General features: G+C 68.3%; 13 protein-coding genes. 4 read left to right on the plus strand and 9 right to left on the minus strand.

All coding sequences use genetic code 11. From position 1 onward, the window contains the following. Together ADBZ6I_RS13055 and ADBZ6I_RS13060 are read right to left on the minus strand one after the other, a co-directional pair. On the minus strand, positions 1–306 hold a 306-nt coding region (locus ADBZ6I_RS13055; RefSeq protein WP_526384491.1), incomplete at its 3' end, for a TSUP family transporter. An 8-nt stretch (positions 307–314) separates the two neighbouring features. Continuing rightward, positions 315–896 carry a rhodanese-like domain-containing protein gene (locus ADBZ6I_RS13060; protein ID WP_526384493.1) on the minus strand — a complete coding sequence of 194 codons (582 nt, stop codon included), beginning with the start codon at positions 894–896 and terminating at the stop codon, positions 315–317. 129 nt (positions 897–1,025) lie between these two features. Here ADBZ6I_RS13060 and trxA point away from each other — a divergent pair, with 129 nt between their 5' ends. Together trxA and ADBZ6I_RS13070 are read left to right on the plus strand one after the other, a co-directional pair. Further along, complete coding sequence (gene trxA, locus ADBZ6I_RS13065) at positions 1,026–1,388, plus strand: thioredoxin (protein ID WP_526384495.1); 363 nt, start codon at positions 1,026–1,028, stop codon at positions 1,386–1,388. Positions 1,389–1,415: 27 nt separating this feature from the next. Beyond that, positions 1,416–1,550, plus strand: coding sequence for a DUF8730 family Cys-rich protein (locus ADBZ6I_RS13070; RefSeq protein ID WP_526384497.1), 135 nt, complete (start codon positions 1,416–1,418; stop codon positions 1,548–1,550). A 21-nt stretch (positions 1,551–1,571) separates the two neighbouring features. Here ADBZ6I_RS13070 and ADBZ6I_RS13075 read toward each other — a convergent pair whose 3' ends face one another. The 6 genes from ADBZ6I_RS13075 to hypF are packed head-to-tail and all read right to left on the minus strand — an operon-like array spanning position 1,572 to position 7,805. Further along, positions 1,572–1,970 carry a PPOX class F420-dependent oxidoreductase gene (locus ADBZ6I_RS13075; protein ID WP_526384499.1) on the minus strand — a complete coding sequence of 133 codons (399 nt, stop codon included), beginning with the start codon at positions 1,968–1,970 and terminating at the stop codon, positions 1,572–1,574. A gap of 34 nt (positions 1,971–2,004) precedes the next feature. Beyond that, positions 2,005–3,078 carry a phosphotransferase family protein gene (locus tag ADBZ6I_RS13080; RefSeq protein ID WP_526384501.1) on the minus strand — a complete coding sequence of 358 codons (1,074 nt, stop codon included), beginning with the start codon at positions 3,076–3,078 and terminating at the stop codon, positions 2,005–2,007. Positions 3,079–3,105: 27 nt separating this feature from the next. Beyond that, positions 3,106–4,164: a hydrogenase expression/formation protein HypE gene (hypE, locus tag ADBZ6I_RS13085; protein WP_526384513.1), complete on the minus strand. Its 1,059-nt coding sequence runs from the start codon at positions 4,162–4,164 to the stop codon at positions 3,106–3,108. A gap of 10 nt (positions 4,165–4,174) precedes the next feature. Continuing rightward, positions 4,175–5,272 (minus strand): hydrogenase formation protein HypD, encoded by a 1,098-nt coding sequence (gene hypD / locus ADBZ6I_RS13090; RefSeq protein ID WP_526384503.1) that lies wholly within the window; start codon positions 5,270–5,272, stop codon positions 4,175–4,177. Continuing rightward, a complete protein-coding gene (locus tag ADBZ6I_RS13095; protein ID WP_526384505.1) occupies positions 5,269–5,523 on the minus strand; it encodes a HypC/HybG/HupF family hydrogenase formation chaperone in 255 nt (84 codons plus the stop codon). The genes hypD and ADBZ6I_RS13095 overlap by 4 nt, the downstream gene beginning before the upstream one ends. Continuing rightward, positions 5,496–7,805 (minus strand): carbamoyltransferase HypF, encoded by a 2,310-nt coding sequence (gene hypF, locus ADBZ6I_RS13100; RefSeq protein WP_526384507.1) that lies wholly within the window; start codon positions 7,803–7,805, stop codon positions 5,496–5,498. Before hypF ends, ADBZ6I_RS13095 begins: the two co-directional genes overlap by 28 nt. A gap of 31 nt (positions 7,806–7,836) precedes the next feature. Here hypF and ADBZ6I_RS13105 point away from each other — a divergent pair, with 31 nt between their 5' ends. Both ADBZ6I_RS13105 and hypB read left to right on the plus strand, forming a co-directional pair. Further along, entirely contained in the window at positions 7,837–8,172 is a 336-nt protein-coding gene (locus ADBZ6I_RS13105) for a hydrogenase maturation nickel metallochaperone HypA (protein WP_313676960.1), read from the plus strand. A gap of 13 nt (positions 8,173–8,185) precedes the next feature. Next, a complete protein-coding gene (hypB, locus tag ADBZ6I_RS13110) occupies positions 8,186–8,947 on the plus strand; it encodes a hydrogenase nickel incorporation protein HypB (protein WP_526384509.1) in 762 nt (253 codons plus the stop codon). 224 nt (positions 8,948–9,171) lie between these two features. On the opposite strand, the gene ADBZ6I_RS13115 is transcribed toward hypB, so the two are convergent. After that, positions 9,172–9,615 carry a hypothetical protein gene (locus ADBZ6I_RS13115; protein WP_526384511.1) on the minus strand — a complete coding sequence of 148 codons (444 nt, stop codon included), beginning with the start codon at positions 9,613–9,615 and terminating at the stop codon, positions 9,172–9,174. Positions 9,616–9,641 lie beyond the last annotated feature (26 nt).

The raw sequence follows: 9,641 nt of genomic DNA on the forward strand, positions 1-9,641 counted from the left end.
GAAGCCGATCAGCAGGACCGTGCCCGGGATGAACTGCGCCAGAAGACCGCCACCGAAAGCGCCGGCCATTCCCGCGGTCCCGAAGATCAGCCCGGTCCGCCACTGCACCCGCCCGGCGCGGGCGTGAGAGATGGCCGCGACCGCGCTGGTGGTGCCGACGACCAGCAGCGAGGTGGCGATGGCCTGCTTGGCCTCCATGCCCGCGACGTAGGCCAGCAACGGCACGGTCAGAATCGAGCCCCCGCCGCCGAGCAGGCCCAGCGCGACGCCGACCAGGACAGCCAGTGCGACGGTGAGCGCGATCATCTACGGCCTCACTTGCCGGATCGGGAGTCGGCAAGTTGGGCGACGATGGTCCGCGCGTCACAGGTCGCACCCCGGTTGTAGGGCAGCTTGGCCAGCAGCATGCCCATCATGCAGGTGTTGGACAGCGCGGCGAAGGTAAGGCCGGCGCCGATGGCGAAGGCGACCCACTTGAAGCCCGGGACGAAAACGCTGGCCAGGATGCTGATCGCGACGATTGCTCCCGCGACCAACCGCACCTGCCGTTCGAGATCCCAGCGCTGCGCGCCGCGGTTGACCGAGAAGCCGTGCGCTTCCCAGGCATTCATGCCGCCGTCGAGGATGTGCACATTGCCCAGGCCCGCGGTGCGCAGCGTGTCCTCGGCCTGCGCAGCCCGCTGGCCGGATCGGCACACCAGCACGACGTGCTCATCGAGGTGGGCGCGAATCTCGTCGCGGTGCTCGCGCAACAGATCCAGCGGCACGTTGTAGGCGCCGGCGATGTGGACGGTCTCGAACTCGCCTGATGTGCGGACGTCGATGACCCGGGGCGGCGTGGGCGAACTCAGCAGACCGCGCAATTCGGCGGCGTTCAGGATGGCCGGTGCTGTCATGAGTGGAGATCCCTTCGGATTGATACCTATGGGGGTATCGTAGCACGGGGAATAGAAATACCCCCAGGGGTACTTAAATCTGGTGCTGCACCCCCGGTGGGGGTGCCACCGACGAAAGGAAACACCGCCATGGCCACCGTCGAGCTCACCGCGGCCGACTTCGAGTCCACTGTTACCGACAGCCCGATCGTTCTGGTCGATTTCTGGGCGTCATGGTGCGGACCGTGCCGCACCTTCGCGCCGGTTTTCGACCGCTCCGCGGCCGCCCACCCCGACGTGGTGCACGCCAAGGTGAACACCGAGACCGAGCAGCAGCTGGCCGCCGCACTTGCGATCCGCTCGATCCCGACGATCATGGCGTTCCGCGACGGGGTGCTGCTGCTCGCCCAGCCCGGCGCACTGCCGGCGCCCGCGCTCGAGGAGTTGATCACCAAGATCAAAGAACTCGACATGGACGGCGTCCGCGCCCAGATCGCGGCCACCAACGCTTAATCTGACCACCGGAGAAGGAGACGCCCCATGTGCTACGCCGTTCAATGCCCGCGCTGCCACAAGACCACCTGGGACGGCTGCGGCCAGCATGCCGAACAGGTCATGAGCGAGATCCCTAAGGACCAGCACTGCACCTGCAGCGAGCAGGCGGTCCGCCGGTAAAGGGCCGACGAGCCCGGAAGCTCAGTCCGCCAGGGAGATTCGCAGAATCACTCGCGGCTTGCGTCCACGAGCCAAAAGTCTCTCGACGGTCGTCACAATCCGGTATTCGACACCGTATTTGCGGCGAATCAGGCCTTCCAGCCGGCGCACGGTCGCTGGGTCGGCGACGATCTCCGCCGAACCGGAGACCGGCACTACCCCGTCGCCGACCTTGCCGGTGCGGCTGCTCGGCGCCAACGTAACCCGTGGGTTGTTGCCGACCCGCTTGACCTTCCAGCTGTCGGCGTGGGTCCACACGAATAGGTGCGCTCCGTCGCGGCCGATCCACATCGGTGTCGGCACCCTCTCGCCATTGCGCTTGACGGTGGTCAGCGAGACGAATCGCTGCCGTGCCAACGTCTCCACCGGATCTGGGGCCACCTGATCCAGATTAGCGTCTCGACACTGCGGCAGCTCAGCGGAAGGGATTGTCGCCGGCGGCCACCGCGGTGCCCAGGCCCATCAAGGTCACCGCGGAGGCGTGCAACCGCTCCCCCGCTTCCCGGGATGCCCGTCCGGCGAGATAACGCACCCAGGTGCCCTCGATGACGACGCCGAGTTTCAGGCAGGCCAGCGCCAGGTACCAGTCCAGGTGCTCGGTGCGCCGCCCGCCCGCGGCGCAGTAGGCGCCCAGAAGTTCGGTGCGCTCCGCCAGGCCACCGAGTTCGGCCAGATGCCCGGCCGACCCCAGCGGGTCCGGAGCGACGGGCCAGCACGCCAGCATCCAGCCGAGGTCGAGCAGCGGGTCGCCGATGGTGCACATCTCCCAGTCGACGAACGCGGCCACCTCAGGTGAGTCGCGGCGCAACATCGTGTTGTTGAGGTGGATGTCGCCGTGCACGATGCCCGGCACGTAGTCGGCAGGTTGGTGGGCTAGGAGCCAGTCGCACAGGTCATCGACGCCAGGTAACGAATCGTGGGCGTAGCCCTTCTGAGCCCGATAGCCGGCCACCGACGTCCGCCATTGCGGCACTTGGCGTTCCAGGAAAGATCCGGGCCTTTTCCAGTCCTCCAGCGGGCTGCCCTGCCATGACGCCTGGCCCAGCCGGGCCACGTCGGCGGCGTAGTTCAGACCCACCCGATGGCGCATCACCGGGTCGGCCACGTAGGCGGGGGCGATCTCGTTGCCGGGGTTGAACCCGTCGACCTCCTCCATCAGGTAGAAGACGACGCCGAGCACGTCGAGGTCCTCGCAGGCCGCGACGAGAACCGGATGGGGCACCACGCTGCCGGCCAGCGTGCGCAGCACCGCGATCTCGCGCTGCATGGTGCGGTCGCTGTTGGGCCGTGGGTGCGGTGGCGGCCGGCGCAACACCAGCCGCCGTCCGTCGACACTCAGCCGCACCACCACGTTCTGACTGCCGCCGGTCAACGGCACCACATCGGTGACCATCGAGCCGAGACCCTGGGCCCGCACCCAGCCGTTCAGTGCGGCGACGGCGGCGGCGTCGAGTGTGCCGGTGATACCGGGCACCATGGGTTCAGGCATGGGCTTAGTCATTTTTCCGGGGCAACGTCAGCAAATCCGCGGAAGTTGTTCGCCCAGTTCGCGTTCCGCCACCCGGGTTGTACCGAACGGGGTTCGCACCACCACCATGCCGGGGTGCTCGTCGACCACCCGGCCGATGATCGCCGCATTGGCGCCCTCGGGCCGGAGGCGCATGGCGGCCAGCACGGCCTCGCTGTGGGCGGGGTCCACGAAGGCCACCATCTTGCCCTCGTTGGCCACCTGCATCGGGTCCAGACCCAGGAAGCCGCATGCCGAGGCGACGGTCTCAGGTACCGGAACGGCGGCCTCGTCGAGTTGCACCCCGACACGCGCGGTGCGGGCGATCTCCACGGTCGCGGCTATCAGCCCGCCGCGGGTCGGATCACGCAGGGCGTGAACGAGATTCGGGTCCGGAACGGCAGCCAGCATGGCGGCCACCAGCCGGTGCAGCGGCGCGGAGTCGGTGGTGACCGTGGTGCCGAAGTCGATGCCCTCCCGCACGCTCATGATGGCCACGCCGTGCTCGCCGATGTTGCCGGAGACGATGAGGTGGTCGCCCGGGCGGGCCTGTTCGGGGCCGATGCGCACACCGTCGGGCACGATGCCGACCCCGGCGGTGTTGACGAAAAGCTCGTCGGCTCCACCTTTTCCGACCACCTTGGTGTCGCCGGCGACGATGCCGACACCGGCGTCGGCGGCGGCCTTGCCCATCGCCTGGGCCACTGCCCCGAGCACTTCCAGCTCCAGGCCCTCCTCCAGGATGAACGCGGCGGTCAACCCCAGCGGCTGGGCGCCACTGCAGGCCAGGTCATTGATGGTGCCGTTGACCGCGAGGTCGCCGATGTTGCCGCCCGGGAAGAACAGCGGGTTGACCACGTAGGAGTCGGTGGTCAGTGCGATCCGTCCGCCGGGCACGGCCAGCACCGCCGAGTCGCGGCTAGGCCCGCCGGTCGAGCCGAACGCCGGCAGGAAGAGGTTCTCGATGAGTTCCTCGGAGAGGATGCCCCCGCCGCCGTGCCCCATGACGATGCGCCTGGTCTCACGCAACGGCAGCGGGCAGACCCAGTTGGTGGAGCCGGGCACCATCGATCCAGCGTCAGACACTCGCAGCCAGCCGCCGGAACTGGTAGTACGCCGCACATGCCCCCTCGCTGGACACCATGGTGGCGCCCAACGGGGTTCGCGGCGTACAGGCGGTGCCGAAGGCCGGGCACTGGTTGGGCTTGATCAGCCCCTGCAGCACCTCACCGGCGCGGCACTGGTGGGACTCCTCCACGGTCAGCGTGCCGACCCCGAACCTGCGTTCGGCGTCGAACTCCGCGTAGCGCGGCGACAGCGTCCACCCGGACTTCGGGATCATCCCGATACCGCGCCACTGCCGGTCGGTGCGCACGAACACATCGGCCAGCGCCTCCCTCGCGACGGTGTTGCCGGTGTCGGTGACCGCCCGCGGGTAGGCGTTGCGCAGCTCGGCCTTCCCCGCTTCCAGCAGTTCGACCACCTGACGCACACCCTCCAGCAGATCCAGCGGCTCGAACCCGGTGACCACGATGGGCACGCCGTACTCCTGCACCAACGGGGCGTACTCCGCGGTGCCCATGACGGTGCAGACGTGCCCGGCCGCCAGGAAACCCTGCACCCGGTTCACCGGCGAATTGAGGATGGCCGTGATCGCCGGGGGCACCAGCACATGCGAGACCAGCATGGAGAAGTTGGTCAGACCGAGGCGCTGGGCGTGCAGCACCGACATGGCGTTGGCGGGGGCGGTGGTCTCGAAGCCCACGCCGAAGAACACCACCTGCTTGTCGGGGTTGTCCGCGGCGATGCGCGTGGCGTCCAGCGGTGAATAGACGATGCGGACGTCGCCGCCGCGGGCCCGAACGCCGAACAGATCCTGGGAGCTGCCGGGGACCCGCAGCATGTCGCCGAACGAGCAGAAGATGACGTCGTCGCGGGCGGCGATCTCCAGCGCGCGGTCGATCATCTCCAGCGGGGTGACGCACACCGGGCAGCCCGGCCCGTGGATGAACTCCACCGCGCCGTCGAGCAACTGGTCGATGCCGTTGCGGATGATGGAGTGGGTTTGGCCGCCGCAGACCTCCATGACGGTCCAGTTGCGGGTGGCCGTGCGGCGGATGCTCTCCACCAGCGCCTGGGCGGCGACCGGGTCGCGGAATTCGTCGAGGTACTTCATGCCGGCTCCTGGCCCAACTCCTCGGTGAGAATCCCGAGCTCGGCGAACATCCGCAGGGTCTCGTTGGCCGAGGCCTCATCGAGGCGGGTGAGCGCAAACCCGGCGTGCACGATGGTGTATTCGCCGATCACCGTATCCGGCAGATAGGCAAGGCAGACCGTCTTGGTGGTGCCGCCGAAGTCGACGCATCCCATCCGGGTGCCGGACTCCTCCCAGATCTCGATCACCTTGCCGGGGATTCCGAGGCACACACGCCGTTCCTTTCCTGCACCCTGCGAGCCGCCGCGATGGTCGCTTGGCCGAGCGCCAGACCACCATCGTTACAGGGAACGATACGGTGCGTCAGCACCTCATAGCCGTTCCTGGCCAGCGTCCGGCGAAGTCCCTGCAGCAGTATGCGATTGGCGAAAACCCCGCCGGTCAGACCGATCACCGGAATTCCCGCCGAATCGGCACAGTGACGCACGGCGGCGGCCGTCGCGCGGATCACCGCCTCGTGGAATCCGGCCGCCAGATCGGCCCGGTCGTGTCCGGCCCGCAGACCTGCCACCAGCCCGGCGATGAGCGGTCGCGGGTCCAGCACACCGACATCTACCGGGAAGTCCAGCGTCGCCGGGGATCCGCGCCGCGCCAGGTGCTCCAGTTCCATCGCCGCCTGCCCCTCGTAGCTGACCTGCTGGCACACCCCGAGCAAGGCGGCCACCGCGTCGAACAGCCGTCCCATGCTCGACGTCGGAACGCAGCGCAGACCCCGCGGGATCTGCTGCGCCAGGACGTGCAGGCCGCGCTCCCCCACCGCCGCAACCGGCGGCAGGTCGGGTTGCCAGTCGATACCGGCGCGGGTCAGCAGGTCCAGGGCGATGCGGGCGGGTTGGCGCACCGCGCCCTCACCGCCGGGCAACGCGAACGGCATCAGATGACCGACCCGGGTGAACTCGCACGGGTCGGTGACGGCCAGCAGCTCCCCGCCCCAGATCGTGCCGTCGGTGCCATAGCCGGTGCCGTCATAGGTGACCGCGACGATCGGTGTCCCCAGCCGTTGATGGTCGGCCAGCAGCGACACCGCATGGGCGTGGTGGTGCTGCACCGCGAGCACCGGCCGCCCGGCGGCGTAGCGCCGCGCCCACGCCGTGGTGGCGTAGCCGGGGTGCAGGTCGCAGGCCAGCACCGTCGGCTGCTGACCCGTCATAAACGCCAGCTGCTCCAGCGCGGAGGTGAAGCAGGCCTGGGTGCGCGGGTCGGCCATATCGCCGAGGTGCGCCGAGAGGTGGGCATGCCGACGGCCGTCACGGGCACCGGCCATCAGGCAGAACGTGGTCTTCAGATCGCCGCCGGTGGCGAGGATGACATCGTCGCCGGGAAGGTCCACCGAGGCCGGTAGCGGCGCGTATCCGCGGGAGCGGCGCAACGGCACCACGGCGCCGTCGTCGTCGATGGTGACGACGGAGTCCTCGCACGGCACAGCGATGCGCCGGTTGTGAGTCATCACCGCGTCAGCCAAGCCATCGATCCACGGCAGATCCTCGTCGCGAAAGACGATCGGCGACCCGCCCTGGTTGGCCGACGTCATCACCAGCGGGACGCGCCCCAGGGCGTCGAACAGCAGATGGTGCACCGGCGAGTAGGCCAGCATCAGTCCCAAGTCGGACAGACCGGGAGCCACCGCGCTCGCCACCGCTCCCGATCCGATATCGGCGGCCGAGCGCCTCGGGCGGGGAACCAGCACTATCGGCGCGGCCGGCGACGTCAGGGCCGCCGCGGCGGCGTCGTCGATCTCGGCGATCTCGCGGGCCGCCTCAAGGTCGGCGACCATCACCGCAAACGGCTTGGCGGGGCGATTCTTTCGGTTCCGCAACAGGGCGACCACACCGGGGTCATCGGCGCGGCAGGCCAGATGGAATCCGCCGATTCCCTTGATCGCTAGGATCTTTCCGTTCAGCAGGTCGGCGGCGGCCTGGTGGAGCGGACGGGCCAGCGTCGGTCCGCAGTCGGCGCACGCGATGGTCTGCGCGTGATACCGCCGATCGGCCGGGTCGCGGTACTCCTTCGTGCACGCCGCGCACATCGCGAAGTCGGCCATCGTGGTGGCAGGCCGGTCATAGGGAAGATCGGCGATGAGGGTGTAGCGCGGCCCGCAATTGGTGCAGGTGATGAACGGGTGCCCGTACCGGCGGTCGGCCGGGTCACGCATCTCACGCAGACAGTCGGAGCAGACGGCGATATCGGGGGGCACCAGGGTGCGCGCACCGTCGGCGGTCCGGCTGTCGACAATCTCGAAAACCGCTGCGCCGCAGACCTGCGCCGGGGTGCGTCGCACGCTGTCGATGCGGGCCATCGGCGGGGGCCGGCGCGCTAACGCGGCCACCGCCGCATCGACGGCGCCGGACGGCCCCTCCAACTCGCAGCGCACCGAGCCGGCGTCGTTGTACACCCAGCCGGCCAGGCCGAACTCCGCGGCAAGCCGCGCCACGGCAGGACGGAATCCCACCCCCTGCACCACGCCGGTGATGTCGAGGCGAACCCGGACCGTCACGAGAGATCACGCTAGTCGTAGGGTGATTTCGATGCATGAGTTGTCGTTGTGTCAGGCGATTGCGGGCGTGGTCAGACCCCACGCCGCGGGCCGGCGCGTCGACGTCGTGCGGGTCCGGGTCGGGGCGCTGCGCCAAGTGGTGCCCGAGACCCTGTCGTTCTGCTGGACGCTGGTCCGCGACCACGCCGACATGACCGGAGCCGAACTGGAACTGGAGCTCGTCGCCGCCGAAGTGGCCTGCCGCGCGTGCGACAGGCAATCGGAAATCGCTTCCCGCTGGTCGGTGCGCTGCCCACACTGCGACAGCGCCGACATCGAAGTGGTGCGCGGCGAGGAGTTCCTGGTGACCTCTGTCGACGTGAGTTGAGCAGGTTTCGATCATGGGTCGGTTTCATCGCCACGACGACGGCACCGTGCACAGCCACGAGCACGGGGACCACGAACACGGAGACCACAGTGGGTACGCCACCGGCACCGAGCGCATCGAAGTGCTCGAAGCGATCTTCGCCGAGAACGACAACCGTGCGGCGGTGAATCGGGAGTTGTTCGAGGCCAACGGGATTCGCGCACTGAACCTGATGAGCTCACCGGGCTCGGGTAAGACGACGATCCTCGCGGCCACGCTGGACGCCCTGGCCGGGGAGTTCGCGGTCGGTATCGTCGAAGGCGACATCGCCACCGACCTCGACGCCGCCAAACTCGACGGCCGCGGCGCCCAGATCTCCCTGCTGAACACTTCCAACGGCTTCGGCGGCGAATGCCACCTCGACGCTCCTATGGTGCACCGCGCCCTGCACGGCTTGGACCTGCCCATACTCGATCTGGTGGTCATCGAGAACGTTGGAAACCTGGTGTGCCCGGCTGAGTTCGACGTGGGCGAGCACGCCAAGGCCATGGTGTATTCGGTCACCGAAGGCGAGGACAAGCCGCTGAAGTACCCGGTGATGTTCCGCTCGGTGGACGTGGTGCTACTCAACAAGATCGACCTGGTGCCCCACCTGGACGCCGACATCGATACCTATGTGGCGCGAGTCCGGGAGGTCAACCCCGCCGCTGCCATCTTGCCGGTCAGCGCCCGCACCGGTGCGGGTATGGACGCCTGGTTCGACTGGCTGCGGGGGTTTGTCAGTCCCCGAACCTGACGGCGACGATGCAGACGTCGTCCTGACGCGGCCGGGGCGACAACGAGTGCTCACGAATGTGGCAGTGCACGACGCTCTTGACGTCCTGTTGGACGGTGTCGTGCGCGCACGGAGTCGCATTTGGACTGCAAGCCAGCCGGATCTGGTGATGTGTCTGGAATCCGCGGGCTTCGGGTCAGTTCCGAGGGAACCGGAAAACGTCTATTCGTAAGCGGTGGTGACGATCACGCTGACGCCGGCAGCTCCGGTGGCGATGCCATCCTGCGTTGCTTGGCGGCGCCGAAGGCGACGATCGTCTCGATCAGCTGAAACAGGTCCGCTCGTCGCCGGGTCCGCTCACCGGACGCGACGACCCACAGGCGGGCGCCGCGCGCTCGACCGAGACACCGAATCCCTAGTTCAGCAACAGGTTCGGTGAATACCGCCGCTCGCGAGACCGAACCGTCGTGTTCACTGGTGACGATCTGGGCCTGCAGAGGGCTGCCGTCTGTGCGACGTACCGTGACGTTACCGGGCGTCTTGCTCACCACGATCGTGGCCGCGGGAAGCGGGTCAGCTGATCCGACCTGGATCGCCTGGCCAAGTATCGGGACCGTGAGAGAGACTGTGCCGCATCGCAATTGATTCAGTTCGCCAGCGATGCGAGTCGGCAAGGCGTCGCAGCCCACGACGTCGAAAGTCTCGAGACCCGAGT

This window comes from Mycobacterium sp. (genome assembly GCF_044342925.1).
GTDB lineage: Bacteria > Actinomycetota > Actinomycetes > Mycobacteriales > Mycobacteriaceae > Mycobacterium.

Excerpts from the sequence above, each read along its gene's own strand:
- trxA (WP_526384495.1), top strand. The coding sequence starts at position 1,026 with ATGGCCACCGTCGAGCTCACCGCGGCCGACTTCGAGTCCACTGTTACC.
- ADBZ6I_RS13080 (WP_526384501.1), bottom strand. The coding sequence starts at position 3,078 with ATGCCTGAACCCATGGTGCCCGGTATCACCGGCACACTCGACGCCGCC.
- hypD (WP_526384503.1), bottom strand. The coding sequence starts at position 5,272 with ATGAAGTACCTCGACGAATTCCGCGACCCGGTCGCCGCCCAGGCGCTG.
- ADBZ6I_RS13070 (WP_526384497.1), top strand. The coding sequence starts at position 1,416 with ATGTGCTACGCCGTTCAATGCCCGCGCTGCCACAAGACCACCTGGGAC.
- ADBZ6I_RS13060 (WP_526384493.1), bottom strand. The coding sequence starts at position 896 with ATGACAGCACCGGCCATCCTGAACGCCGCCGAATTGCGCGGTCTGCTG.
- ADBZ6I_RS13105 (WP_313676960.1), top strand. The coding sequence starts at position 7,837 with ATGCATGAGTTGTCGTTGTGTCAGGCGATTGCGGGCGTGGTCAGACCC.
- hypB (WP_526384509.1), top strand. The coding sequence starts at position 8,186 with ATGGGTCGGTTTCATCGCCACGACGACGGCACCGTGCACAGCCACGAG.
- hypE (WP_526384513.1), bottom strand. The coding sequence starts at position 4,164 with ATGGTGCCCGGCTCCACCAACTGGGTCTGCCCGCTGCCGTTGCGTGAG.